Annotated in this window: 21 protein-coding genes; 13 read left to right on the forward strand and 8 right to left on the reverse strand. The window is 71.3% G+C overall.

Going from position 1 to position 26,886, the window contains the following annotated elements; translation table 11 throughout:
- Positions 1-5: 5 nt before the first annotated feature.
- Complete coding sequence (locus OHB09_RS21360) at positions 6-641, reverse strand: FMN-dependent NADH-azoreductase (RefSeq protein ID WP_234527427.1); 636 nt, start codon at positions 639-641, stop codon at positions 6-8.
- A 176-nt stretch (positions 642-817) separates the two neighbouring features.
- Between OHB09_RS21360 and OHB09_RS21365 the strand changes: the two genes are divergently transcribed.
- From OHB09_RS21365 to OHB09_RS21395, 7 genes are all read left to right on the forward strand, one after another.
- The gene (locus tag OHB09_RS21365) at positions 818-1,417 is read left to right on the forward strand and encodes a TetR/AcrR family transcriptional regulator (RefSeq protein WP_093592184.1); all 600 of its coding nucleotides are present in this window, start codon (positions 818-820) and stop codon (positions 1,415-1,417) included.
- A gap of 275 nt (positions 1,418-1,692) precedes the next feature.
- The gene (gene typA / locus OHB09_RS21370) at positions 1,693-3,609 is read left to right on the forward strand and encodes a translational GTPase TypA (protein WP_006142143.1); all 1,917 of its coding nucleotides are present in this window, start codon (positions 1,693-1,695) and stop codon (positions 3,607-3,609) included.
- Between the two features lie 639 nt (positions 3,610-4,248).
- The gene (locus OHB09_RS21375) at positions 4,249-5,871 is read left to right on the forward strand and encodes a peptide ABC transporter substrate-binding protein (protein WP_191852175.1); all 1,623 of its coding nucleotides are present in this window, start codon (positions 4,249-4,251) and stop codon (positions 5,869-5,871) included.
- Between the two features lie 165 nt (positions 5,872-6,036).
- The gene (locus OHB09_RS21380) at positions 6,037-6,969 is read left to right on the forward strand and encodes an ABC transporter permease (RefSeq protein ID WP_040896259.1); all 933 of its coding nucleotides are present in this window, start codon (positions 6,037-6,039) and stop codon (positions 6,967-6,969) included.
- The gene (locus OHB09_RS21385) at positions 6,962-7,909 is read left to right on the forward strand and encodes an ABC transporter permease (protein ID WP_006142146.1); all 948 of its coding nucleotides are present in this window, start codon (positions 6,962-6,964) and stop codon (positions 7,907-7,909) included. The genes OHB09_RS21380 and OHB09_RS21385 overlap by 8 nt, the downstream gene beginning before the upstream one ends.
- Positions 7,910-7,920: 11 nt before the next feature.
- The gene (locus OHB09_RS21390; protein WP_006142147.1) at positions 7,921-8,979 is read left to right on the forward strand and encodes an ABC transporter ATP-binding protein; all 1,059 of its coding nucleotides are present in this window, start codon (positions 7,921-7,923) and stop codon (positions 8,977-8,979) included.
- Complete coding sequence (locus tag OHB09_RS21395; protein ID WP_093592175.1) at positions 8,972-10,120, forward strand: ABC transporter ATP-binding protein; 1,149 nt, start codon at positions 8,972-8,974, stop codon at positions 10,118-10,120. Before OHB09_RS21390 ends, OHB09_RS21395 begins: the two co-directional genes overlap by 8 nt.
- Positions 10,121-10,210: 90 nt before the next feature.
- Here the strand turns inward: OHB09_RS21395 and OHB09_RS21400 are convergent, their stop codons facing one another.
- The 5 genes from OHB09_RS21400 to OHB09_RS21420 all read right to left on the reverse strand — a co-directional run bounded on the left by OHB09_RS21400 (position 10,211) and on the right by OHB09_RS21420 (position 16,384).
- On the reverse strand, positions 10,211-11,206 hold the full coding sequence (locus tag OHB09_RS21400; protein ID WP_006142149.1) for an ABC transporter ATP-binding protein: 996 nt from the start codon (positions 11,204-11,206) through the stop codon (positions 10,211-10,213).
- Positions 11,203-12,222, reverse strand: a complete 1,020-nt coding sequence (locus tag OHB09_RS21405; protein WP_328922382.1) for an ABC transporter ATP-binding protein — start codon at positions 12,220-12,222, stop codon at positions 11,203-11,205. Before OHB09_RS21405 ends, OHB09_RS21400 begins: the two co-directional genes overlap by 4 nt.
- On the reverse strand, positions 12,219-13,148 hold the full coding sequence (locus tag OHB09_RS21410; RefSeq protein WP_167795834.1) for an ABC transporter permease: 930 nt from the start codon (positions 13,146-13,148) through the stop codon (positions 12,219-12,221). Before OHB09_RS21410 ends, OHB09_RS21405 begins: the two co-directional genes overlap by 4 nt.
- Positions 13,145-14,218, reverse strand: coding sequence for an ABC transporter permease (locus tag OHB09_RS21415; protein ID WP_328922383.1), 1,074 nt, complete (start codon positions 14,216-14,218; stop codon positions 13,145-13,147). Before OHB09_RS21415 ends, OHB09_RS21410 begins: the two co-directional genes overlap by 4 nt.
- Positions 14,219-14,482: 264 nt before the next feature.
- Positions 14,483-16,384 carry an ABC transporter substrate-binding protein gene (locus OHB09_RS21420; protein ID WP_328922384.1) on the reverse strand — a complete coding sequence of 634 codons (1,902 nt, stop codon included), beginning with the start codon at positions 16,382-16,384 and terminating at the stop codon, positions 14,483-14,485.
- 471 nt (positions 16,385-16,855) lie between these two features.
- Here OHB09_RS21420 and OHB09_RS21425 point away from each other — a divergent pair, with 471 nt between their 5' ends.
- From OHB09_RS21425 to OHB09_RS21445, 5 genes are all read left to right on the forward strand, one after another.
- Positions 16,856-18,487, forward strand: a complete 1,632-nt coding sequence (locus OHB09_RS21425) for a peptide ABC transporter substrate-binding protein (RefSeq protein WP_191852178.1) — start codon at positions 16,856-16,858, stop codon at positions 18,485-18,487.
- A gap of 6 nt (positions 18,488-18,493) precedes the next feature.
- Entirely contained in the window at positions 18,494-19,417 is a 924-nt protein-coding gene (locus tag OHB09_RS21430) for an ABC transporter permease (protein WP_006142156.1), read from the forward strand.
- Complete coding sequence (locus tag OHB09_RS21435; RefSeq protein ID WP_371788225.1) at positions 19,410-20,510, forward strand: ABC transporter permease; 1,101 nt, start codon at positions 19,410-19,412, stop codon at positions 20,508-20,510. Before OHB09_RS21430 ends, OHB09_RS21435 begins: the two co-directional genes overlap by 8 nt.
- A gap of 72 nt (positions 20,511-20,582) precedes the next feature.
- A complete protein-coding gene (locus OHB09_RS21440) occupies positions 20,583-21,560 on the forward strand; it encodes an ABC transporter ATP-binding protein (protein WP_093592283.1) in 978 nt (325 codons plus the stop codon).
- Positions 21,547-22,554, forward strand: coding sequence for an ABC transporter ATP-binding protein (locus OHB09_RS21445; RefSeq protein WP_006142159.1), 1,008 nt, complete (start codon positions 21,547-21,549; stop codon positions 22,552-22,554). Before OHB09_RS21440 ends, OHB09_RS21445 begins: the two co-directional genes overlap by 14 nt.
- A gap of 206 nt (positions 22,555-22,760) precedes the next feature.
- Here the strand turns inward: OHB09_RS21445 and OHB09_RS21450 are convergent, their stop codons facing one another.
- A complete protein-coding gene (locus OHB09_RS21450; RefSeq protein WP_319351129.1) occupies positions 22,761-23,666 on the reverse strand; it encodes an NAD(P)H-binding protein in 906 nt (301 codons plus the stop codon).
- Positions 23,667-23,736: 70 nt separating this feature from the next.
- On the opposite strand from OHB09_RS21450, the gene OHB09_RS21455 reads away from it, so the two are divergent.
- Complete coding sequence (locus OHB09_RS21455) at positions 23,737-24,543, forward strand: LysR family transcriptional regulator (protein ID WP_191852181.1); 807 nt, start codon at positions 23,737-23,739, stop codon at positions 24,541-24,543.
- A gap of 152 nt (positions 24,544-24,695) precedes the next feature.
- Here OHB09_RS21455 and OHB09_RS21460 read toward each other — a convergent pair whose 3' ends face one another.
- Positions 24,696-26,828, reverse strand: coding sequence for a S9 family peptidase (locus OHB09_RS21460; protein WP_328922385.1), 2,133 nt, complete (start codon positions 26,826-26,828; stop codon positions 24,696-24,698).
- Positions 26,829-26,886 lie beyond the last annotated feature (58 nt).

Raw genomic sequence — 26,886 nt, forward strand, 5'->3', positions numbered from 1 at the left:
AGGCGTCAGCGGTCGGCGAACTTCCGGCCGGCGTCACGGGCGGTGGCGAGCGCCTCCTTGTGCTGCTGCTCGGCGAGGCCCCGCAGGCCCTCCATGGCGGGGTTGGAGGCGGCGAGGGTCAGCTCCCGGCGGACGACGGTCAGTTCGGCCTCCCAGAGGTCGCCGAGGATCCGCTCCAGGTACGGGGTGGAGTGGTCCCAGCCCTCGCGGGGGGTGCCGGGCGCGTAACCGCCGCCGAGCGTGGTGGCCAGCACGGTGGGGGTGTCCTTCAGCAGCTGGGCGGTGGGGTCGCCGGTGCCGGTGATGACGAGGTCGACCCAGGACTTGAAGTGCTGGGAGACACCCCAGTTGTACAGCGGCACGGCGAAGATCGCGGCGTCCGCGTTCCGCACTTCCTCGGCAAGGGTCGCGGCGAGGGCGAGCGCCTCCAGCTGGGCCGGGGTGCGGTCGGCCTCGGGGACGAACGCGGCGGTGGTGGCAAGGGCCCAGGCATCGGAGGGCAGCGGGTCGGTGCCGAGGTGGCGACGGGTCACCTGGGCACCGGGGTGGGCCGCGGCCCATTCGGCCTCGGCGATGTCGGCGATCTCCGCGCTGGCGGAGTTGCCGGGAAGGATGCTGGCGTCCAGTCGGAACAGGTTCATGGTCGGAAGGTCCTCTCGGGAAGGTAAGCCCGCGGGCCTCGCCCGCCGGTGGCGGGCATGCCGCGGGAAGGCCGCCGGACCGTGGTCCGGTTAGCGGCTGCCGCCTCTCGAGCATAAGCGGACTTCACCCCGTTTTCTATTCCTGGCGTAAATTGGTCGGCGTGGAACGCTCTGTGATGCACTTCGGCAAACCGCGGGCCGAGCGCGCCGACGCGGTGCGCAACCGCGAGCACCTGCTGCGCACCGCGCGCCAGATGATCGCGGAAGAGGGCGTGGACAAGGTCACGATGGACGGCCTCGCCGAACGCGCCTGCCTCGGCAAGGGCACGGTCTTCCGCCGCTTCGGCACCCGGGCCGGCATCTTCCGCGCGCTGCTCGACGCGGACGAGCGGGCCTTCCAGGAACACGCCATGAGCGGTCCGCCACCGCTGGGCCCCGGCGCCGACCCCGTCGAACGGCTCATCGCCTACGGCCGCGCGCGCGTCGACTTCCTCACGGAGCACCACGCCATCGTCCGGGCGTGCTTCGACCGCAGCAGGCCGATGATCATGGGTGATCCGTCGATGACCCAGCTCCACATCCGGGTACTGCTGCGCGAGGCCGGGTCCGTCCCGAACCTGGACGGGGTCGCGGTGCAGCTCACCGCCGCGCTCGAGGCACCGCTGCTGCTGTACCTGTCGCGCCCGCAGCGCGAGGCGGAGTCGCCCGACAGGGACGAGACCATCGCCTTCCTCGGGGACGCGTGGCAGACGCTGATCGAGCGGGTGATGCGCTGAGCCCCGCGCCGCGCGGCCCCGTGGGCGGGACCCCGTGGGCGGGCCCCCGCCGGCGGGGTGGGCGCCGCGGCTTCGGGGCGACCGGGGCAGTGCGGAAAAGCGCCGGTGAACGGGCAGGTCCGGCCCGCTCCCGGGGGTCCCGCGACGGGCCCGGGCGCCCGGGCCGGTGACGGCACGTACCATGGTGTACGGCCGAGGCGTGCAATGCCCGGCATGGCCCGCGCGACACTGACGGACGCGCTGGCCGTCCTCAATCCCGGGAGATACGCCTCACCATGGCTGTGACTGCTACGCGTCACGACATCCGCAATGTTGCCATCGTCGCCCACGTCGACCACGGCAAGACCACCCTCGTCGACGCCATGCTGAAGCAGGCGGGCGCCTTCGCCGCTCACGCCGCCGAGTCGCTCGACGACCGCATGATGGACTCGAACGACCTGGAGCGTGAGAAGGGCATCACGATCCTCGCCAAGAACACCGCGGTGAAGTATCACCCGAAGGACGGCGGGGAGCCCATCACGATCAACATCATCGACACCCCCGGCCACGCCGACTTCGGCGGCGAGGTCGAGCGCGGTCTGTCGATGGTGGACGCGGTCGTCCTCCTCGTCGACGCCTCCGAGGGCCCGCTGCCGCAGACCCGCTTCGTGCTGCGCAAGGCCCTCCAGGCCCGGCTGCCGGTGATCCTCTGCATCAACAAGACCGACCGCCCCGACTCGCGCATCGACGAGGTCGTGAACGAGGCCTACGACCTCTTCCTCGACCTGGACGCCGACGAGGAGCAGATCGAGTTCCCGATCGTCTACGCCTGCGCCCGCGACGGCGTGGCCTCCCTCACCAAGCCCGAGGACGGCACGGTCCCGCAGGACAGCGACAGCCTGGAGCCGTTCTTCAGCACCCTGCTGTCGCACGTCCCGGCCCCCACCTACGACGAGAGCCTGCCGCTGCAGGCCCACGTCACCAACCTGGACGCCGACAACTTCCTCGGCCGCATCGCGCTGCTCCGCGTCGAGCAGGGCGAGCTGCGCAAGGGCCAGACGGTCGCGTGGATCAAGCGGGACGGCACCGTCTCCAACGTCCGCATCAGCGAGCTGATGATGACCGAGGCGCTCACCCGCAAGCCCGCCGAGAAGGCCGGCCCGGGCGACATCTGCGCCGTCGCCGGCATCCCGGACATCATGATCGGTGAGACCCTCGCCGACCCCGAGAACCCGATCGCGCTGCCGCTGATCACGGTCGACGAGCCGGCGATCTCCATGACCATCGGCACCAACACCTCACCGCTGGTCGGCCGCGGCGGCACCGGCAAGGGCGCCGAGGCGAAGGCCGCCGTCAAGGACCGCAAGGTCACCGCCCGCCAGGTCAAGGACCGCCTCGACCGCGAGCTCGTCGGCAACGTCTCGCTGCGGGTGCTGGACACCGAGCGGCCGGACACCTGGGAGGTGCAGGGCCGCGGCGAGCTGGCGCTGGCCATCCTGGTGGAGCAGATGCGCCGCGAGGGCTACGAGCTGACCGTCGGCAAGCCCCAGGTCGTCACCAAGGAGGTCGACGGCAAGGTCCACGAGCCGGTCGAGCGCATGACGATCGACGTGCCCGAGGAGCACATGGGCGCGGTCACGCAGCTCATGGGCGTCCGCAAGGGCCGCATGGACAACATGTCGAACCACGGCTCCGGCTGGGTCCGCATGGAGTTCGTGGTGCCCTCCCGCGGTCTGATCGGCTTCCGCACGGAGTTCCTGACCAGCACGCGCGGCACGGGCATCGGCCACTCCATCCACGAGGGCCACGAGCCCTGGTTCGGCACGCTCACCACGCGCAACAACGGCTCCCTGGTCGCCGACCGCTCCGGCGCCGTCACCGCGTTCGCGATGACGAACCTCCAGGAGCGCGGCGTGCTGTTCGTGGAGCCGGGCACCGAGGTGTACGAGGGCATGATCGTCGGCGAGAACTCGCGCTCCGACGACATGGACGTCAACATCACCAAGGAGAAGAAGCTCACCAACATGCGGTCCTCGACGGCCGATGTGACGGAGTCGATCGTGCCGCCGCGCAAGCTGTCGCTGGAGCAGTCCCTGGAGTTCTGCCGCGACGACGAGTGCGTGGAGGTCACCCCGGAGGCGGTCCGCATCCGCAAGGTGGTCCTGGACCAGCGCGACCGCGCCCGTGCCGCCAGCCGGGCCAAGCACGGCTGACAACGGCCCCTCACCGGCGACGCCGGGCACTCCGCGACACGGAGTGCCCGGCGTCGTGCGTGTGGGGCTCGGGGAGCCGGGGGACCGGCCGGCACCCGGGTCCGCGGCGTCCCGGGTGGGGGTGAGACGAGGGGAACATAGGGAAAACCCTCTGAGAGGCGCCCGAGGCGGACCGCGGCCCTCCGATACCCCCTAGCCTTTCGTTCTCGGTCCGGTGCGCGTGCGCGCGGCGCTCCTCGAGGAGGTGTCACCTCCGCGAGTGACGGCCCAGCACAGTGGGTAAGGGCCACGCAACCCATTTTCGCCCGTGATCTCCTCCGGGCTGTCCGCAATGCGAACACTCCACGCCGATAGATGTGTAACAAGTCCGTTTCGGAGTGATCTTTCACCAAACCATTTGTCCGTATTTCGGAAGAAGTGGGCGCTAGGTGTGATCGAACCGAGACCTTGGAAATGTGGTTCGGTTCCGGCCGATGGCAGATAGTTAGGCGCGTAGACGCTCGGAGTGAAGGGTCACGCGTCGGTAGGCGGCGGCGACTCGCGAGCGGTGGGGGCACCTGACCATTACAGGCACCGGTGACGGTGTCATGGCCTGTGCCTCACCATGCGGTGAACCATTGGACTCATGAGGAGGAACCCATGCGCGGTGCCAAGAGCGCCAAGTGGGTCGCGATAGCCGCGGTAGTGGCACTGGGTGCCACCGCCTGTGGCGGTGGCAACGACGACGACGGCGACAGCAAGGCCGCGGCCGACCCGAACGGCAAGTTCTCGGTCGAGGTGGGTGAGCCGCAGAACCCCCTGCAGCCCGCGAACACCATGGAGTCCAACGGCAGCATCGTTATCAAGTCGCTCTTCTCCGGGCTCGTCGACTACGACAGCAGCGGCAAGATCGTCAACATCAACGCGCAGTCGATCGACACCAGCGACAACAAGACCTTCACGGTCAAGCTGAAGCCCGGCTGGAAGTTCCACGACGGCACCCCGGTGACCGCCACGTCCTACGTCAAGGCGTGGAACTGGGCCGCCAACCCGGACAACAAGCAGACCAACAGCTTCTGGTTCTCGGACATCGAGGGCTACGACAAGGTCGCGCCCGAGAAGGGCAAGCCCTCCGCCAAGGAGATGTCGGGCCTGAAGGTCGTCGACGACAACACCTTCACGATCAAGCTGTCGAAGCCGATCCCGTACTTCGTGTACAAGCTCGGCTACGAGGTCTTCGACCCGCTGCCGGAGTCCTTCTACAAGGACCCGAAGGCCGCCGGCCAGAAGCCGATCGGCAACGGCCCTTACAAGTTCGTCAGCTGGCAGCACAACAAGCAGATCGAGGTCGTCAAGAACGACGACTACAAGGGCCCGAACGCCGCGAAGAACGGCGGGGTGACCTTCAAGAACTACTCCAAGCTCGAGACGGCCTACCAGGACCTCAAGTCCGGCAACCTCGACGTGATGCGCCAGGTCGCCCCGCGTGACCTGCCCGTGTACAAGCAGGACCTCGGCGACCGCGCCGTGGACCAGTCGTACTCGGCGATCCAGACGCTCGGCGTCGCCTTCTACACCAAGCAGTGGAAGGACATCGACCCCAAGGTCATCCAGGGCCTGTCGATGGCGATCGACCGCGACACCATCACCAAGACCGTCCTCCAGGGCACGCGTGAGCCCGCCACCGGCTGGGTCGCCAAGGGCGTCCTCGGCTACCAGGCGGACGCGGCCGGCGACGTCACCAAGTTCGACGCCGCCAAGGCCAAGCAGCTCATCAAGGAAGGCGGCGGCGTTCCGGGCAACAAGATCTCCATCCAGTTCAACGCCGACGGCGGGCACAAGGAGTGGGTGGAGGCCGTCTGCGGCTCCATCACCAAGGCCACCGGCGTGAAGTGCGACGGCGACTCCAAGCCCGACTTCCAGTCGGACCTGAACGCCCGTGACAACAAGCAGGTCAAGTCGCTGTACCGCTCCGGCTGGGTGCTCGACTACCCGTTCATCTCCAACTTCATCCGTGACCTGTTCGGCACCAAGTCCGACGGCAACCAGGGCGGCTTCTCCAACAAGAAGGTCGACCAGCTGATCGCCGACGCGGACGCCGCCAAGTCGCTGGAGGAGTCGGAGAAGCTGTACCAGGAGGTCGAGAAGCAGCTCGTCGACTACATGCCGAGCATCCCGCTCTGGTACTACAAGGTCAACGCGGGCTACTCGGAGAAGGTCTCCGGCGTGAAGTACGCGCAGGACGGCGACCCGATCCTGACCGGCGTGCAGGTCAAGAAGTAACCGCTGACGACGACAGCGTGAGCCGTGCCGCACCCGCGCGGGGTGCGGCACGGCATCGGCCGGACGGCCGGGGGGCCCTTTTCGCCGCGTACGTACGGAATCCGTAGAGGAAGCCGCTCGTATGAGGCGAAAGGGGCCTGCCGCTGTAACTGACATGGAGGAACCATGGGGCGCTACGTCGCGAGGCGACTGCTCCAGATGATCCCGGTGTTCATCGGGACGACCCTGCTGATCTTCCTGATGGTCTACGCCCTTCCCGGCGACCCCGTGCGGGGGCTCTTCGGGGACAAGGGCGCGAGCCCGGCGGTGCTCAGGTCGCTGCGGCACGAGTACGGCCTCGACAAGCCCGTCCTGGTCCAGTACTGGGACTACATGCGGGGCATGATCCTGCACTTCGACTTCGGTACGCAGGTGGCCAGCGGCCGCCCGGTCACCGACATCCTCGGTGACGCCTTCCCGGTGACGCTGCGTCTGGCCGGCATGGCCTTCGTCTTCGAGGCGGTCCTCGGCATCGTCCTCGGCATCATCTCCGGGATGCGCGCGGGCAAGGCGGTCGACACCGTCATCCTCGTCGTGACGCTGCTCCTGATCTCGATCCCGATCTTCGTGCTCGGCTACATCTTCCAGACGGTGTTCGCGTTCAAGCTGAACCTGCTGGACCCCTCGGTGAGCGACGCCACCGACTACAGCCAACTCCTGATGCCCGCCATCGTGCTGGCGAGCGTCTCGCTCGCCTACGTCGCGCGGCTCACCCGTACCTCGGTGGCGGAGAACCTGCGCGCCGACTACATGCGCACGGCCATCGCCAAGGGACTGCCGCGCCGCCGTGTGGTCGGGGTGCACCTGATGCGCAACTCGCTCATCCCGGTCGTCACCTTCCTCGGCACCGACCTCGGCGCCCTGATGGGCGGCGCGATCGTGACCGAGGGCATCTTCAACATCCACGGCGTCGGAGGCACCATCTACCAGGCGATCATCCGCCGAGAGGGCACCACGCTGGTCGGGCTGGTCACCATCCTGGTCCTCGTGTACCTCTTCTGCAGCCTGATCGTCGACCTCCTCTACGCGGTTCTGGACCCGAGGATCCGTTATGCCTGAGCTCACCAAATCCGCCGACGAGGCCACCAAGGCCGCGGCGGGCGCCGCAGCCGGCGCCACCCTGCCCGAACCCAAGCCGGAGAAGACCCGCAGCCTGTGGGGCGACGCCTGGCAGGACCTGCGGACCAACTGGGTGTTCGTCGTCTCCGCGGTGCTCATCCTGCTGCTGCTGGTGATGGCCGCCTGGCCCGGCCTGTTCACGGGCGCCGACCCGAACGACAAGGACCTGGCCAACCACTACCTGCAGCACCCCCACTACGGCAACGTGTTCTCCGCCGACTGGCTCGGCTACGACGCCCAGGGCCGCAGCGTGTACGCCCGCGCCATCTACGGCACCCGTGCCTCGCTGCTCGTCGGCGCCGGCACCACTGTCGTGGTCGTCCTCTTCGGCGGCCTGGTCGGCATGCTCGCCGGGTACTTCGGCGGCTGGATCGACGCCGTGCTGTCCCGTGTGACGGACATGTTCATGGGCATCCCGTTCCTGCTCGGCGCGATGGTGGCGCTGAACTCCTTCACGGAGCGGTCCATCCCGGTGGTGATCGGGGCGCTGGCCTTCCTGGGCTGGACGCAGACGGCCCGTGTCATGCGCGGTTCCGTCATCACCGTCAAGTCCACGGACTACGTGCAGGCCGCGAAGGCGCTCGGCGCGGGGACGAGAAGGATCCTCTTCCGCCACGTGCTGCCCAACGCGGTGGCTCCGGTGATCGTCGTCGCCACGATCTCGCTCGGCATCTACATTGGCGCCGAGGCCACGCTGTCGTTCCTGGGCCTCGGCCTGAACGGCGTGTCGTGGGGCAACGACATCTCCGACGGCGGCAACTCGATCCGGGTGGCGCAGTTCATCATGCTCTACCCGTCGATCATGCTCAGCATCACGGTGCTGGCGTTCATCATGCTCGGTGAGGCCGTACGCAACGCCCTCGACCCGAAGACACGCTGAGGGAGGCGTACGTGACCACCATCGAGGAAACCACGCCCGTGCCGTCGCCCCGCGACGCCGGGGCGGACGGCGGGCCGCTGCTCGACGTGCGCGACCTGCACGTCGAGTTCCACACCCGCGAGGGCGTCGTCAAGGCCGTCAACGGGGTCAACTACAGCGTGGCCGCGGGCGAGACGCTCGCGGTGCTGGGCGAGTCCGGTTCGGGCAAGTCCGTCACCGCGCAGGCCATCATGGGCATCCTGGACATGCCGCCCGGGAAGATCCCCCAGGGCGAGATCCGCTTCCGCGGCCAGGACATGCTCGCCATGTCCGCCGAGGAGCGACGCAAGATCCGCGGCAGCCGGATCGCGATGATCTTCCAGGACGCGCTGTCCTCGCTCAACCCGGTGCTGACCGTCGGCTACCAGCTCGGCGAGATGTTCCGCGTCCACCAGGGCATGTCCAAGAAGGACGCCAAGGCCAAGGCCATCGAGCTGATGGACCGGGTGAAGATCCCGGCCGCCGCGGCCCGGGTGAACGACTACCCGCACCAGTTCTCCGGCGGTATGCGCCAGCGCATCATGATCGCCATGGCGCTGGCCCTGGAGCCCGAGCTGATCATCGCCGACGAGCCGACCACGGCCCTCGACGTGACGGTCCAGGCGCAGGTCATGGACCTGCTCGCGGAACTCCAGCGCGAGTTCAACATGGGCCTCATCCTGATCACCCACGACCTCGGCGTCGTCGCCGACGTCGCGGACAAGATCGCGGTGATGTACGCGGGCCGCATCGTGGAGCAGGCGCCCGTGCACGAGCTGTACAAGCGCCCGGCGCACCCGTACACGCGGGGTCTGCTGGACTCCATCCCGCGCCTGGACCAGAAGGGCCAGGAGCTCTACGCGATCAAGGGCCTGCCGCCCAACCTGCTGCGGGTTCCGTCGGGCTGCGCCTTCAACCCGCGCTGCCCCAAGGCGCAGGACATCTGCACCACCGAGATCCCGCGTCTGTTCCCGGTCACCGAGCAGGACGGCACCCCGGTGACCGGCCGCACCTCGGCGTGCCACTTCTGGAAGGAGACGATCCATGGCTGAGCTCAGCAAGAACGACGAGCCGCAGGACGTCACCCCGAACGTCTCCAAGGTCGAGCTCGCGGACGCGCACTCGGAGGCGGAGTCGGTCGCCGCGGTCGAGGCGCCCGTCGGGCGCGGGGAGCCCATTCTTCAGGTGCGCAACCTGAAGAAGCACTTCCCGCTCACCCAGGGCATCCTGTTCAAGCGGCAGATCGGCGCGGTCAAGGCCGTCGACGGCATCTCCTTCGACCTGCACCAGGGCGAGACGCTCGGCATCGTGGGCGAGTCCGGCTGCGGCAAGTCCACGGTCGCCAAGCTGCTCATGAACCTGGAGCGGGCCACGGCGGGCGAGGTCTTCTACAAGGGCCAGGACATCACCAAGCTGTCCGGCCGCGCGCTGACCGCCGTGCGCCGCAACATCCAGATGGTGTTCCAGGACCCGTACACCTCGCTCAACCCCCGTATGACGGTGGGCGACATCATTGGGGAGCCCTTCGACATCCACCCGGAGGTGGCGCCCAAGGGCGACCGCCGCCGCAGGGTGCGCGAGCTCCTCGACGTCGTCGGCCTGAACCCGGAGTACATCAACCGCTACCCGCACCAGTTCTCGGGCGGTCAGCGCCAGCGCATCGGCATCGCCCGCGGCCTCGCGCTCAACCCCGAGATCATCATCTGCGACGAGCCGGTCTCCGCCCTGGACGTGTCCGTCCAGGCGCAGGTCATCAACCTGATGGAGGCGCTGCAGGACGAGTTCAACCTGTCCTACATCTTCATCGCGCACGACCTGTCGATCGTCCGGCACATCTCGGACCGCGTGGGCGTCATGTACCTCGGCCGCATGGCCGAGATCGGCACGGACGAGCAGATCTACGAGCACCCGACGCACCCCTACACCCAGGCGCTGCTGTCCGCGGTGCCGGTGCCGGACCCCGACGCCAGGGAGCATCGCGAGCGCATCATCCTCAGCGGTGACGTGCCCTCGCCGGCCAACCCGCCCTCCGGCTGCCGGTTCCGCACCCGCTGCTGGAAGGCGCAGGACAAGTGCGCCGAGCAGGAGCCCCTGCTGGCGGTGCCCGAGCGCTTCAAGGGCCAGGACAGCCCGGCGGCCCACGAGTCGGCGTGCCACTTCGCCGAGGAGAAGGACGTCGTCGGCGCGGCCTGACTTCCCGCGCACACCCACCGGTTCCCGGCCCCCTTCAAAAGGGTGCCGGGAACTGGTGCGTCGGGGGGCGCGGCGCAGCCGGGCCGCGCGTCACGCCCCCGCGCGCGCCCGCGCCCAGTGGCAGGCGACCTCCGCCTCCCGGCCCCCGCCCGGCACCCCGGGGTCCTCGGTGCGGCACGCCCCCGCCACTCCAGCCCGTTCCGCCTCGCCGCTCGCCAGGACGGGGCAGCGGGCGTGGAAGCGGCAGCCGGGCGGGATGCGGGACGGGTCCGGGGGCTCACCGGCGAGGACCTCGGGCTCGCCGGGGGAGTCCGGCAGCACCGACAGCAGCGCCCGGGTGTAGGGGTGCCGGGGCGCCGACAGCACCTGTTCCACCGCGCCCGTCTCCACGATCCGCCCGAGGTACATCACCGCCACCCGGTCGGCGATGTTCCACGCCAGGCCCAGGTCGTGCGTCACCACCAGCGCGGAGAGCCCCAGTTCGGTGCGCAGCCGCAGCAGCAGCGCGAGGATCTCCCCGCGCACCGAGGCGTCCAGCGAGGCCACCGGCTCGTCGGCGACGAGGAGTTCGGGTTCCAGGACGAGCGCGCCCGCGATCACCACGCGCTGCCGCTGGCCCCCGGACAGTTCGTGCGGATGGCGCAGCAGGAACCGCTCGGGGGGCCGCAGCCCCGCCCGGGACAGCGCCTCGGTGACCGCGGCCCGCTCGTCCCCGGCGTAGCCGTGGATGCGCAGTCCCTCGGCGACCGCCTCGTAGACCGTGTGCCGGGGGTTGAGGGACCCGGAGGGGTCCTGGAGGACGAGCTGGACCCGCTTGCGGTACGCCCGCAGCGCCCGGGAGGAGTACTCCATCGGCGTCCCGGCGAAGGTGACCCGCCCGGAGGTCGGCCGGACCAGCCCCAGCAGCGCCCGCGCCAGGGTCGTCTTGCCGCAGCCGGACTCGCCGACGAGGGCCACGATCTCCCCGGCCCCGATGTCGAGTTCGACGCCGTCCACCGCGCGGGCCGGGTCGGCGCCGCGCCGGCCGGGGAAGGTCACGTGCAGGTCCCGTGCGGTGAGCAGGGGCGGTGCCGTGGTCGTCGTCATGTGCCGCTCCTCGTCTCCCCGGCGGCGGGTGCCGCCGGTCCCGGCAACGACGGCCCCGGCGGCACCGGCGGCGTGACGTGCACGCACGCGGCCCGGTGCCCGGGTGCCGCCTCCCGGAGCGCCGGGTCGTCCTCGGCGCATCCCGCGAGCGCCACCGGGCAGCGCGGGTGGAAGGCGCAGCCGCCGGGCAGCGCGGCCGGGTCCGGCGGATCGCCCGGCAGCCCGCGCGGGGCGTACCGGGAGGCGGGGTCGCCGATGCGCGGGAAGGCCGCCGAGAGCGCCTGGCCGTAGGGGTGCCGGGCGTGCTCGTGGACGGTCCGGGCGGGGCCCTCCTCGACCACGCGGCCCGCGTACATCACGGCGAGCCGGTCGCAGCTGTCGGCGAGCACCGACAGATCGTGGCTGATCATGATCAGCCCCAGGTCCTGCTCGGCGACCAGCCGTTCGATGAGTCGCAGCACCTGCGCCTGGATCATCACGTCCAGGGCGGTGGTCGGCTCGTCGGCGACGATCAGCCGGGGGTCGCAGGCCAGAGCCATCGCGATCATGACACGCTGTCGCTGCCCGCCGGAGAGTTCGTGCGGGTAGGCCGCGGCCCGCGCGGCCGGCAGTCCCACGTGTTCGAGCAGCTCGCCGGTCCGGCGGCGGGCGGCGGCGCCGCTCTCCTTGCGGTGCAGCAGGATCGGCTCGGCGATCTGGTCGCCGACGCGGTGCACGGGGTTGAGGGAGTGCATCGCCCCCTGGAAGACGATGGAGGCACCGGCCCAGCGCACCGCCCGCACCCGCCCCCACCGCATCGTCAGCACGTCCTCGCCGTCCAGCAGGACCTCTCCGGTGACGCGGGTCCCGGCCGGGAGCAGCCGGAGCAGGGCGAGCGCCAGCGTGGACTTGCCGGAGCCCGACTCGCCCGCGACCCCGAGCTTGTGCCCGGCCTCCAGGCTCAGGTCGACGCCCCGCACGGCGGCGGCCCCGCCCGGATACGTGACCCGCAGGTCCCGCACGTCCAGCAGCGTCAACGTGTCACTCCCAGCCTGGGGTTGAGGACCGATTCGACGGCGCGCCCGCACAGCGTGAAGGCAAGCGCCACGACGGCGATGGCGAGGCCCGGCGGCACCAGGTACCACCAGTCCCCGGAACTGACCGCGCCCGCCTCGCGCGCGTCCTGGAGCAGCCCGCCCCAGGAGACCACCGAGGGGTCGCCGAGCCCGAGGAAGGCCAGCGTCGCCTCGGAGAGGATGGAGAGGGACACCATCAGGGTGGCCTGCGCGAGCACCAGGGGCATCACGTTGGGCAGCACGTGCCGGGTCATGACGTGCCAGTGCCCGCCGCCGAGTGCCTTGGCGCGTTCGATGTAGGGACGCGATTCCACCGCGAGCGTCTGGGCCCGCACCAGCCGGGCCGTCGTCGGCCAGGAGGTGACGCCGATCGCCAGGACCACCGTGCCCAGCGAGCGGGACATCACGGTGGCGAGCGCGATGGCCAGTACGAGGGTGGGCATCACCAGGAACCAGTCCGTGACGCGCATCAGCAGGGTTGCCCAGGGGCCCCGGAAGTGCCCGGCGGTGATGCCCACGAGGGCGCCGATCGCCACCGACAGCACGGCGGCGAGCAGCCCCACGAGCAGCGAGACGCGCGAGCCCCACACGAGCAGGCCGAGCAGGTTGCGCCCGTAGCGGTCGGCGCCCAGCGGGAAGGCGCCGCTCGGCCCCTGGAGCGGGCGGCCCGGGGCGTCGGTCACGCTCGCCACGTCGGAGCCGACCGTGAGCGGCGCGGTCAGGGCGACCAGCGCGAACAGCGCGAGCACGGCCAGGCCCACGAGGCCCGCGCGGTGCGTGCGGTACTGGCGCCAGAAGTGGGCGGCGGCCCGGCGCCGCCGCTGCCGGGCGAGCGCGCGCGGGCCGGGGCCGGGCGCGGCGGCCGGGGGAGTGGCTTCGGTCGTCATCGGCCCACCCGGGGATCGAGGAGCGGGTACACGAGGTCGGCGAGGGTGTTCATGACGATCACCGCCGAGGCGAAGAAGAGGAACAGCCCCTGGACGAGCGGCAGATCGGGCACGCTCAGGGCCTGGTAGAACAGGCCGCCGAGGCCCGGCCAGGAGAACACCGTCTCGACGAGGATGACTCCCGCGACCGTCCGGCCGAGGTTGACGAAGATGAGGGTGACGGTCGGCAGCAGGGCGTTGGGCACGGCGTGCCGGCGCCGTACCGCGTCGTCCCGCAGGCCCTTGGCGCGGGCGGTCGTCAGATAGTCGCTGCCCATCTCGTCGAGCAGTGCCGAGCGGGTGACCAGCAGGGTCTGCCCGTACTCGACGGCGACGAGGGTGAGGACCGGCAGGACGAGGTGGTGGGCGACGTCCACGACGTGCGCGAAGCCCTCCGTGCCGGCGTCCTCCATGCCGCCGGTCGGGAAGAGCCCCGGGACCGGGCCCGCGCCGACCGAGAACACGATGACGAGCAGCAGGCCCAGCCAGAACGAGGGCACCGAGTACAGGGTGAGGGCGAGCCCGGTGTGCAGCCGGTCGCCGAGCCGGCCGTGGCGCCAGGCCGAGCGGGTGCCGAGGGTGAGGCCCAGGGCGGTGTACAGGACGAACGCGGTGCCGGTGAGCAGCAGCGTGTTCGGCAGCGCCTCGGTGATCTTGTCGAGGACGGGGGTGCGGAACTGGTAGGAGGTGCCGAGGTCGCCGGTGAGGGCCTTGCCGCAGTAGTCGGTGAACTGCTGCCACAGGGGCAGGTCGAGGCCGAACTCGCGCCGGTAGGCGGCGAGTTGTTCGGCGGAGACGGGGCGGCCGCCGGTCATGGTGCGGACCGGGTCGCCGGGGATGAGGCGGAAGAGGAAGAAGCCGGTGATGAGGACGGCGAGGAGGGAGACGAGGGCGCCGGCGAGTTTTCCGGCGACGTAGTGGAGGTAGGGGGTGGTGCGCGTGGTGCGGGTGCGGCGGGGGGTGGTCGTCGCCGGGGCGACGGTCTCGCGGATCGGGAGGGGGCCGGGGCCGGTGCCGGTGCCGGTGCTCATGGGTGCCTCCCGGGGTGCGTGGTGCGGGGTGTCCTGGCGGGTGCCGCGCCGGGTTCCCTCGCCCCCGCCGCCCCTTCCCTTCCCGACCCCGGGGGCTCCGCCCCCGGACCCCCTGTGGGGACGTGTCCGGGTGCGGCCCGGTGGGGGTACGCCGCGCAGTTCCCCGCGCCCCTACGGGCGCGGGCTGCGCCGCGCTCCTGCGGCGGGGCCGCGAGGTGACACAGCCCCGTGCCCCTGACGGCGCGGGCTGCGTCGCGCCCTGCCCTATTCACGGTCCTCCGCCGTTGTCCGGCGGCGGTAGGTGAGGAACGCGGCGATTCCGGCCAGGACGACGGCGCCGGCGATGACGCCGATGACGACGCCCGTGGAGTCGGAGTCGTCCGAGGAGCCGTCGGAGGCCGCCGGCTTGGCGGACCACCAGCTCCAGTAGCCGTCCTGGCCGTAGATGTTGCCCGCCTTGGCCGGCATGGTCTGGATGTGCGCGATCTGGTCGGTCCGGTAGGCCTCCACGGCGTTCGGGTAGGCCATGACGTTCATGTACCCGAGGTCGTACAGCCGTGACTGCATCTGCTTGACGAGGTCGGCGCGCCGGGCGGGGTCGTACTCGGCGAGCTGGCGGGCGTAGAGCGCGTCGTACTTCTTGTCGCAGATGAAGTTGTCGGTCGCGCCGGTCCGCTTGGGGGTGGCGGGCAGGGCGTCGCAGGTGTGGATGGACAGGACGAAGTCGGGGTCGGGGTTGACGGACCAGCCGTCGAAGGCGAGGTCGTACGTGCCGGCCAGCCAGGGGTCGGACACGTTGTCGAGGCAGTCGAGCGTCACGCCGATGCCGAGCTTGCCCCACCATTCCTTGAGGTACTGCCCGACGGCCTTGTCGTTGGGGTCGGTGGCGTGGCACAGCAGCCGGTAGTCGAGCGGCTTGCCGTCCTTGCCGGTGCGTCTCCCCTCGCCGTTCTTCTTGTAGCCGGCCTCGTCGAGGAGCCGGGCGGCGGCCGCGGGGTCGTAGCCGCGCTCCTGCTCGGCGGAGGGTTTCCAGAAGTAGGCGGAGAAGCGCGGCGGGAGGTAGCCCTCGCCGTCGACCGCGTGCCCCTGGAAGACCTTGTCGATGAGCGTCTTGCGGTCGACCGCCCGGAACAGGGCCTCCCGCAGCCGGGGGTCCCGCAGCGAGGGGTCGCCGTCGCCCATGCGGGTGCCGTCCTTGGCGCGGGCGCCGGGGTTGACGGCGAGGGCGTAGAAGCGTCGGCCCGGGGCGTCGTTGACCTTGATGTCGGGCTGGTGTGCGAGGGAGTCGGCCTGCGCGGGGGTCAGCCCGCTGACGAAGGACACCTCGCCCTTGCGCAGGGCCGCGACGGCGGCGTCACCGTCCTTGTAGTACTTGAAGACCAGCTCGTCGAACTTGGGGGCGCCGCGCCAGAAGGTCTTGTTGGCCTCCATGCGCACATAGCTGTCGGGCTTGTAGCCGGTCAGCACGTAGGGGCCGTTCCCCACGACGGGGAACGTCTTGTCGTTGTTGAACTTGGAGAGGTCCTTCACCCTGGACCAGACGTGCTCCGGCACGATCGGCACGTCGAGCGCGGTCATCGTGGCCTGCGGCTTCTTCAGTTCGACGACGAGTTCGGTGTCGCTCGGCGCCGTCACCTTCCGGAAGTTGGCGACGAAGCTGCCGTTCGCGGTGGCCGCCGCCTCGTCGGTCATCATCTTGTTGAACGTCCAGGCCGCGTCCTTGGCGGTGATGCTCTTCCCGTCGGACCACTTGGCCCCGGAGCGGATGGTGTACGTCCAGGTCAGCTTGTCCGCGGAGGGCTTCCACTCGGTGGCGAGGCCCGGGACGGCGTGGTTGTCCCCGGGGTCGTAGTCGGTCAGGTACTCGTACATCAGCCGGTTGATGCTGGTGCTGGACAGACGGGTCGCCAGGAACGGGCTCAGCGAGTCGACGCTCTGCGCCACCGCGACCGTGAGGACCTTCTTGCCCTCCTCGGCCTCGGCCTGCTGGGGGGAGGGGTTCAGCGGGGTGGCGAGCACGGCGGAGAGGGTGAGGGCGCTCGCGCCGGTGAGGGCGGCGAGCCGCAGCACCGAGGGCCGCGCGCCGCGCCGTTCCCGTCCGGTGCGCCCACCCTGTCTGCCCGGTGGTTCCGGGTGCCGTCGGCCGAGTCGGACTCTCGCGCTCATGGTTGTGACCTCATGTCATCACTCGCACTGGAACGGCTGGTGGGAACGGTGTTCGGGCTCCGTCGGGAGGGGGGTCCGCGGGGTGGCGGCGGCCAGGTCGATGTGTGTGTCTATCAGCGCCGCTCGGCGCCCGTCAACGGTGCGTCGAAGGCCCATGTGGCCTGCGGAAACGGGGAGTTGACGCGTCCGGGACGGTCATTGGTGCAGACCGGTGAAGGGTCCCTGGTGGAGCCGTGACGGGTGGTGCGCGTGAGCTCGTTTCGTAGGCGGCGGCGGTGTCGTGCCGCAGTCGTTCGCGGCACCGCCCCGAGGCCGTTCCCGTGCCGCGAGGCGGCGGGCGCGGGGGGCCGGACGGGGGACTCCTCGCTCGCACAGGCGGGCTGAATGTGCGTTTTCTCCGATATGGGTAAAAGGTGGCGGTGAAGCGCCGCACACCGGCGTCGGCGCACGGCGCGTACCCGAGGAGGCACCATGCAAGGAGCCGCACCCGCCCGCTGGACCGCCGCCCTCGCCGTGCTCGCCGTGCTCGTGCCCACCGCGGCCGGCTGCGGCTCCCGTGCCGCCGCCGACGGCGGCCCCGGGGTGCTCAGCTCCTCCTGGGGCGACCCGCAGAACCCGTTGGAGCCGGCCAACACCAACGAGGTGCAGGGCGGCAAGGTCCTCGACATGGTCTTCCGGGGCCTCAAGCGGTACGACCCGCGCACCGGCGCCGCCGAGAACATGCTCGCCGAGCGGATCGAGACGAAGGACTCGCGCGACTACGCCGTCACCGTCAAGGACGGCTGGACCTTCAGCAACGGGGAGAAGGTCACCGCCCGCTCCTTCGTGGACGCCTGGAACTACGGGGCGAGCCTGAGGAACAACCAGAAGTGCGCGTACTTCTTCGGATACATCGACGGCTACGACAAGGTGCACCCCGAGTCCGGGAAGCAGACCGCCGACACCCTCTCCGGGCTGAAGGTCACCGGACCGCGCACCTTCACCGTCCGCCTCAACCAGAGCTTCTCCGGCTTCCCCGACACCCTCGGCTACGCCGCCTTCGCCCCGCTGCCCCGCGCCTTCTTCGAGGACCACGCGGCCTGGCTGAAGAAACCCGTCGGCAACGGGCCCTACCGCGTGAAGTCCTACGTCAGGGGCGCCCAGATGTCGCTGCGCACCTGGGACGCCTATCCGGGCCCCGACAAGGCGCGGAACCGGGGCGTCGACCTCAAGGTGTACACCGACGGCAACACCGCCTACACCGACCTGATGTCCGGCAACCTCGACCTCTCCGACGACATCCCCGCCGCCCAGCTCAGGAACGTGAAGAGCGATCTGGAGGGCCGGTACGTCAACGTCCCGGCCGGCATCCTGCAGACCCTCGCCTTCCCCTTCTACGACGGGAAGTGGGACCGGCCCGGCATGGAGAAGGTCCGCACCGGGCTGTCCATGGCGATCGACCGCGAGCAGATCACCCGCACCATCTTCCGCGGCACCCGCACCCCCGCCACCGACTGGACCTCACCCGTGCTCGGCGCGGAGGGCGGCTACCGCGCGGGGCTGTGCGGGGACGCCTGCCGCTACGACCCGCAACGGGCGAAGGCGCTGGTCAAGGAGGGGGGCGGGCTGCCCGGCGGGAAGCTGCGGCTCACGTACAACGCGGACACCGGCTCCCACAAGGCATGGGTGGAGGCCGTCTGCCACTCCATCAACAACGCGCTCGGCGACGACCGGGCCTGCCTCGCAGACCCGGTCGGCACCTTCGCCGACTACCGCAACCGGATCAGCCAGAAGAAACTCACCGGGCCGTTCCGGGCGGGCTGGCAGATGGACTACCCGCTCATCCAGAACTTCCTCCAGCCGCTCTACTACACCGGCGCCTCCTCCAACGACGGCAAGTGGTCCAGCGAGGAGTTCGACGACCTCGTCGACAGGGCCAACGCGGCCACCGACCCGAAGACCTCGACCGGGCTGTTCCAGCAGGCCGAGGAGGTCGTCCGGGACCAGATGGCGGCCATCCCGCTCTGGTACCAGAACGGCAGCGCGGGCTACTCCCGACGGCTCTCGGACGTGGAGCTCAATCCCTTCAGCGTGCCGGTGTACGACCGGATCAAGGTGGCGTGAGCGCTCATGGGCCAGTACGTGCTGCGACGGCTGCTGCAGATGATCCCCGTCTTCCTCGGCGCCACCCTGCTGATCTTCCTCATGGTCAACGTCATGGGCGACCCCGTCGCCGGACTCTGCGGCGACAAGGCGTGCGACGCCGCCACCGCCGCCCGGCTGAAGGCGGAGTTCGGCCTCGACCGCCCCGTGTGGCAGCAGTACCTGACCTACATGGGCAACGTCTTCACCGGCGACTTCGGCACCGCGTTCAACGGGCAGGAGGTCACCGCGCTGATGGCGGCGTCCTTCCCGGTCACCGCGCGGCTCACGCTCGTGGCGATCGTCTTCGAGGTCGTCCTCGGCGTCACCCTGGGCGTGCTCACCGGGCTGCGGCGCGGCCGCCCCGTCGACACCGGGGTGCTCATGCTGAGCCTCGTCGTGATCTCCGTGCCCACCTTCGTCACCGGGCTGCTGCTGCAACTCCTGCTCGGCGTCCAGTGGCACTGGATCACCCCCTCGGTCTCGATGGCGGCGCCCTACGACGAGCTGATCGTCCCCGGGTTCGTCCTCGCCTCCGTCTCCCTCGCCTACGTCACCCGCCTCACCCGCACCTCGATCGCGGAGAACCGGCGCGCCGACCACGTCCGCACCGCCGTCGCCAAGGGGCTGCCGCGCCGCCGGGTGATCGTCCGCCACCTGCTGCGGACCTCGCTGATCCCCGTGGTCACCTTCATCGGCTCCGACATCGGGGCGCTGATGGGCGGGGCGATCGTCACCGAGCGGATCTTCAACATCCACGGCGTCGGCTTCCAGCTCTACCAGGGCATCCTGCGCCAGAACACCCAGACCGTCGTCGGCTTCGTGACGGTCCTGGTCCTCGTCTTCCTCGCCGCCAACCTGCTGGTGGACCTGCTCTACGCCGTACTCGACCCGAGGATCCGCTATGCCTGAGCGCCCCGAGGAACCGGAACCGCACGGCCCGTACGAGCCCTACGGGCCGTTCGGGCCCTACGAATACGAGGCGGACGGCACCCTGGCGGGCACGGGCCCCGGCGCCGTCGCCCCCACCGGCACCGGCGGCACGATGGACCTCGCGGCGGGCGAGGCGGCCACGCTCCGCCGCCCGCCGTCCCCGGAGCCCGGCCCCGGTCCGGAGCCGGGACCGAAGGAGCCGGCGAAGGCCCGGCACAGGCGGGGGAAGCCCCGCTCCCTGTGGTCCGACGCCTGGCACGACCTGCGGCGCAACCCCGTCTTCCTGGCCTCCGCCCTCGTCATCCTCTTCCTCCTCGTCATCTCCGTGAGCCCCTCGCTGATCGCCTCCGGCGACCCCCTCTCCTGCGACCTCGCCCACGCCCAGGAGGGCTCCACCCCCGGCCACCCCTTCGGCTTCGACGGCCAGGGCTGCGACGTCTACACCCGCACCGTGTACGGCACCCGCGTCTCCATCGCCGTCGGCGTGCTCGCCACGGCCGGGGTCGCGCTGCTCGGCTCGGTGCTCGGCGGGCTCGCCGGGTACTTCGGCGGGACGGGCGACGCGGTCCTCTCCCGCCTCACCGACGTCTTCTTCGCGATCCCCGTCGTCCTCGGCGGCCTCGTCCTGCTCTCCGTCGTCACCAGCGACACCATCTGGCCCGTCGTCGGCTTCATGGTGCTGCTCGGCTGGCCGCAGGTCTCCCGCATCGCCCGCGGCTCCGTCCTCACCGTGGGGCGGCAGGACTACATCCAGGCCGCCCGCGCCCTCGGCGCCTCCCACACCCGGCTGCTGCTGCGGCACATCGCGCCCAACGCCGTCGCCCCCGTGATCGTCGTGGCGACCATCGCGCTCGGCACGTACATCGCGCTGGAGGCCACCCTGTCCTACGTCGGCGTCGGGCTGCGGCCACCCACGGTGAGCTGGGGCATCGACATCTCCGCCGCCTCCCCCTACATCCGCCAGGCCCCGCACATGCTGCTGTGGCCCGCCGGAGCGCTGGCGCTCACCGTGCTGGCGTTCATCATGCTCGGCGACGCGGTGCGCGACGCCCTCGACCCGAAGCTGAGGTGAGCCGCCGTGCGACACGACGACCCGAGGACGCCCGCCCCGGGACCGGCGCCGGGCACGGCGGACGGGGCCCCGCTGCTCGACGTACGCGGCCTGCGCGTGGAGTTCCGCACCCGGGACGGCGTCGCGCGCGCCGTCAACGGCGTCGATCTGCGCGTGGCGGCGGGGGAGACGCTCGCCGTGCTCGGCGAGTCCGGCTCCGGCAAGTCCGTCACCGCACAGGCGGTCATGGGCATCCTCGACACCCCGCCCGGGCACATCACCGGCGGCGAGGTCCGCTTCCGGGGCCGCGACCTGCTGACCCTCCCCGAGGAGCAGCGCCGCAGACTGCGCGGCGCCGAGATGGCGATGATCTTCCAGGACGCGCTGTCCGCCCTCAACCCCGTCCTCACCGTGGGCGACCAGCTCGCCGAGATGTTCCTCGTCCACCGCGGCACCTCCCGGCGCGAGGCCCGCGCGAGGGCCGTCGAGCTCATGGACAGGGTCCGCATCCCGGCCGCCGCCCAGCGGGCACGGGACTATCCGCACCAGTTCTCCGGCGGCATGCGCCAGCGCGTCATGATCGCGATGGCGCTCGCCCTGGAACCCGCGCTGATCATCGCCGACGAGCCCACCACCGCGCTCGACGTCACCGTGCAGGCGCAGGTCATGGACCTCCTCGCCGAGCTGCGCCGGGAGTACGCGATGGGGCTCGTCCTCATCACCCACGACCTCGGCGTCGTCGCCGACGTCGCCGACCGCATCGCCGTGATGTACGCGGGCCGGATCGTCGAGGAGGCGCCGGTCCACGACCTCTACAAGGCGCCCGCCCACCCCTACACCAGGGGCCTGCTCGACTCCATCCCCCGCCTCGACCGCAAAGGCACCGAACTCGACGCCATCCGGGGCCTGCCGCCCAGCCTCACCGACATCCCACCGGGCTGCGCCTTCCACCCGCGCTGCCCGCGAGCCCGGGACGAGTGCCTGACCGACGTGCCGCCCCTGTACGCGGCGGGCGAGGACCGGGGCAGCGCCTGCCACTTCTGGAGGGAGTGCCTGCATGACGCCGGCTGAACCGATCCTCGAGGTGACCGGACTGACCAAGCACTACCCGCTGACCAGGGGCGTGGTGCGGCGCCGGGCGGCCGGCGCCGTGCGGGCCGTCGACGGTGTCGACCTCACCCTGCGCGCGGGCGAGACCCTCGGCATCGTCGGCGAGTCCGGCTGCGGCAAGTCGACGCTGGCCCGCCTCCTGGTCCACCTCGAACGCCCCACCGCCGGCCGCGTCCGGCACCGAGGCGAGGACGTCACCGGCCTCTCCGGCCGCGCGCTCAAGGCGGTGCGCCGCAACATCCAGATGGTCTTCCAGGACCCGTACACCTCGCTCAACCCCCGCATGACGGTGGGGGACATCGTCGGGGAACCGTTCGAGATCCACCCGGAGGTCGCCCCCAAGGGCGAACGGGGCCGCAAGGTCCGGGAGCTGCTCGACGTCGTCGGCCTCAACCCCGAGCACGTCAACCGCTATCCGCACCAGTTCTCCGGCGGCCAGCGCCAGCGCATCGGCATCGCGCGGGCCCTGGCCCTGCGCCCCGAGATCGTCGTCGCCGACGAACCGGTCTCCGCGCTGGACGTCTCGGTGCAGGCCCAGGTGATCAACCTCCTGGCCCGCCTGCAACGGGAGTTCGGCCTCGCCTACGTCTTCATCGCGCACGACCTGTCCGTGGTCCGGCACATCTCGGACCGGGTGGGCGTGATGTACCTGGGCCGCATCGTGGAGACCGGCACGGACGAGCAGATCTACGAGCACCCCACGCACCCCTACACCCAGGCCCTGCTCTCCGCGGTCCCCGTCCCCGACCCGACGGCCCGCACCCGCCGCGACCGCATCATCCTCACCGGCGACGTCCCCTCCCCGGCCGACATCCCCACGGGCTGCCGCTTCCGCACCCGCTGCTTCAAGGCCCGACCCCGCTGCACCGAGGAGTCCCCCCTCCTGCAACTCCACCCCACCGCCCCCCACCCCTCCGCCTGCCACTACGCGGAGGAACGCACAACGAGGACGTGACTCCGGTCAGCGCCGCGGGAAACCACGCGCCCAGCCACCCCCCTGAGGGCCGCGGGAAACCACGCGCCCGACCACGACGCACCCGCACGTGCAACGCGGGCCGCACCCCCGCCCCCCTTAGGGGCGCGGGGAACTGCGCGACAAGCCACAACGCACCCGCACCCGCCGGCCGAACCGAGCGCCCGCCCCCTCAGGCGCCCGCCCCCTCAGGCGCCCGCAACAACCCCCCGCAGCACCCCCTCACACCACTCCCGAAACGTCGTCCCCCCGACGAAGACATTCGCGTCCGTACGCGATACCGCCGCGTCCAGCCCCTCGTTCCGCGCCCGCATCATGTCGACCATCCCCGTCGCGAACGCCTCCGGCACCCCCCGCGCGGCGAACCCCGCCGCGTAGTCCTCCAGGGACACAGGCTCATACCGCACGGCCCGCCCCAGCACCTCGGAGAGAATCCGCGCCCGCTCGTCCGCCGTCAGCTCCTCGGGCCCGAGCACGGGCACCTCACCCGTGCCGCTCCACTCCCGGTCGAGCAGCAACCGCACGGCCGCCGCCGCGATGTCGGCCGTGGCGACAGTCGCCTCGGGCCGGTCCGCGGGGACCGTGTCACTGAAGACGCCCCGTTCGCGGATCGGACCGGCCTGCCGCAGCAGGTTGTCGGTGAAGGTGGCGCACGCGAGCGCCCGGTAGGCGACCCCGGAGCCGGCGATGAGGTCGTCCATGGCCAGCGAGGCCGTGACGAGCCCGGCGCGCCCGGCGACCGGTGTGCCCCGCCCGACGGAGGACACGCCGACCACCCGCCGCACGCCGTGCGCGGCGAACGCCTTCGCCGCCGGCCGCGTGAAGCCGGAGTACGCCTCGTCCAGACTGGCCGCCGCCGGGTCGGGCGGCACGACCCAGAAGACCGCCTCGACCCCGTCGAGCGCCCGGTCGAGGACCGCCGCGTCGCCGTGCGAACCGGTGACGACGTCGACCCGCCCCCGCACCTCCTCGGGGAGCTTCGCGGGGTCGCGCACGACGACCCGCAGTGCCTCGCCCCGCGCGGGGGCTTCGTCGAGCAGACTGCGCAGCACCTGGCTGCCGATGGCGCCCGTGGGCGTGGTGATGAGGATCATGCGGTCAAGTCTTCGCGCGTCCCGGCGCACGCGTCCAATACCCTTTCCCCGCGATTGATACCCTCGGGGTATGGACCTCGATCTGCGCAAGCTGCGCTATTTCGTCGCGGTCGCCGAGCACCGGCACTTCGGCCGTGCGGCCGAGCACCTCTTCATCGCCCAGCCCGTCCTCAGCCGGCAGATCCGCGCCTTCGAACGCGAACTGGGCTGCGCGCTGCTGACCCGCACCACCCGCAGCGTGGAGCTGACGGCGGCGGGCAGGCGGCTCCACGAGGAGGCGCGCAGGGTCCTCACCACCGTGGACGCCGCGGTCCGCCGGGTCCACGAGGCCGACCGGGGCGTCGCGCGCCTGGCCGTCGCCTTCGCCCCCGGGCTGCACGTCTCGGAGGCGGTCCGCGCCTTCGCGGACGCCCACCCCGGTGTCGAGATCGACCTGATCCCGCTGCGCTGGTACGACCAGCACAGCCCTCTGCACGACGGCCGCGCCCACGTCGGCTTCCTGCGCCGGCCCTTCGACGACACGGGTCTGCGCACGATCCCCGTCGGCCACGAGCCGAGGGCCGCCATCCTGCCCGCGGCCCACCCCCTGGCCGGCCGCCCCTCGCTCCTCTCGGCGGCCCTGGAGGGCGAGAAGCTGCTCGACGCCCAGCAGCGCCGCGCGGCCTCCATCGAGGAGAAGCTCGAACTCATCGCCGCCGGCTACGGCATCGGGGTCGGCCCGCTGAGCGCGGCCCGCGCCTACAGCCGCCCGGACCTCGCCCTCGTCCCGGTCACGGACGCGGAGCCGTACGAGACGTGCCTGGCGGCCCCCGAGGACAACCGGGACGAGCGCGTACGCGACTTCCTGACCATCGCCACCAAGGTGCTGCGCGGCTGACGCCGGGCCCGGCGCGCGCGTTCACAGCCCCGCAACACCGCCGACCCGGCGCCGCCACACGGCTGGGCCACGCTGGACCGTGTACGGCCGTGCGGGTGCCGTGGACGGGCCGGGGCGCTGCGGCGCTCCGGCCCGTCGCCGTGCGTGGACCGTCAGGCGAGCTTCAAGGAGCGCCGCAGGAAGTCCAGTTGGAGCCGCAGCAGGTTCTCCGCGACCGTCTCCTGCGGGGTCATGTGCGTGACGCCGGACAGGGGCAGCACCTCGTGCGGGCGTCCGGCGGCGAGGAGCGCCGAGGACAGGCGCAGGGAGTGGGCGACGACCACGTTGTCGTCGGCGAGCCCGTGGATGATCATCATGGGACGGTGCGGGCCCTCCGCCGCGTCCACCAGGCCCGCGTCGTCGATCAGCGAGTTGTGCCGGTAGACCTCCGGCTGCTCGGCGGGCAGGCCGAGGTACCGCTCCTGGTAGTGGGTGTCGTAGAGCCGCAGATCGGTGACCGGCGCTCCGACGACCGCCGCGTGGAAGACGTCCGGGCGGCGCAGCGCGCCGAGCGCGGCGAGGTAGCCGCCGAAGGACCAGCCGCGGATCGCGACGCGGTCGAGGTCGAGGGGGAACTCCTCGGCGAGCGCGTGCAGCGCGTCGACCTGGTCCTGGAGGACCACGTCGGCGAGCTCGTCCCGGACGGCCTTCTCCCAGGCGGGGGAGCGGCCGGGCGTGCCCCGTCCGTCCGCGACGACGACGGCGAAGCCCTGGTCGGCGAACCACTGGGAGGTGAGGTGCGGGTTGTGGGCGGCCAGTACCCGTTGGCCGTGCGGACCGCCGTAGGGGTCCATGAGGACCGGCAAACGGGGACCGTCGGTCTCACGGGGGTAGTCCGTAGGCATAAGCACGGCGCATGGGATTTTCCGTGCGCCCCCCTCCACGAGGGTCACGCGCGGGGAGAAATTCGGACTTTCCGCGTACGAGGCCAGGGTCACCACCGGCTTGCCCTCACGAAGTACCTGCGCACGGGAGCCTGGCCGGTCCGACACCGCGCTGACCAGCACGGTCACGCCCCCGGCGCGCACCGCCGAGTGCACGCCGGGCTCCTGCGAGACGCGCTCCATTCCGAGTTCGTTCACCCGGTAGACGTGCACCTCGCCGATCTCCGGCTCCGCCGCGCGCGCCCCGGCCCCGGCCGAGACCAGGACGTCGTCGGCGGAGACGTCAAGTACCGCCCGCACATGCAACTGCGGTCCGGTGAGCGGGCGTTCGCCGACCGCGAGGACCCGTGCGCCCCCTTCGTCGGCGATCCGCACGAGCTGTCCGGAGGGGCTCCAGCACGGCACTCCGGGGAAAAGTTCCAGCCAAGTTGGATCTTCGTCGGCGTGCACCATCCGGGTCGCACCGGTGTGCGGATCCACCGCCAGAATGAGCTGACTGCGCTGGTCCCGGGCCTGCACCAAGATCAATGGCGCACCCGCCGCTGACCAGTGCACTCGCGCCAGATAGGGGTAGCCGGCCCGGTCCCAGGCCACCTCCGTGCGCACCCCGTCCAGGCCCATGACGAACAGGCGCACCTCCGCGTTGTCCGTCCCCGCCGCCGGGTACGCCACGGGCTGCGGGGCCCGGCCCGGGTGTGCCGGATCGGCGATCCACCACCGCTGGACCGGGGTGTCGTCCACCCGCGCGACCAGCAGGCGTTCGGAGTCCGGGGCCCACCAGAACCCGCGAGAACGGGACATTTCCTCGGCCGCGACGAACTCCGCGAGACCGTACGAAACGCCCTCCGACTCCGGTTCGAGCAGTGCCCGGTCGTCCTCGCCCTCCGCGCCGACGACCCGCAGCGCGCCCCGGGCGACATAGGCGACATGGCGGCCGTCGGGGGAGGGGCGGGGGTCGATCACCGGCCCGGCGGCGGGCAGTTCGCGCGCGGTACCGGCCCGCAGCTCGGCCGTGAAAAGCCGCCCTGACAAGGCGAAAGACGCCAACTCCACGGCGGCGTCGGTCGCGTAGCCGACGATGCCGGCGCCCCCCTCACGGCTGCGTTCCCGGCGTGCGCGCTCCTCCGGCGGCAACTCCTCGCCGGCCCCCGAGAGCAGGGCCGCGGGGTCCGCCGCGAGGTGCTCCGCGCCGTCCTCCGTGTCGAGGACCCACAACTGGTGCACCCGGTCCGTTCCGGACGCGGACCGCAGGAACACGACCCGTGAACCGTCCGGCGCGACCGTGAACGCGCGGGGCGCGCCGAGGGTGAAGCGTTGCGTGCGCGCGTGCTGGCGGGGGAAGGAAAGTGGCTCGGTCGTCATGCCCCGACCATATTGGCCATGCGCCCCCTTGTGCGGCCGTGCGCGGGACGATGCGCGC

This window comes from Streptomyces griseoaurantiacus (assembly GCF_036189845.1).
Lineage (GTDB): Bacteria > Actinomycetota > Actinomycetes > Streptomycetales > Streptomycetaceae > Streptomyces > Streptomyces griseoaurantiacus.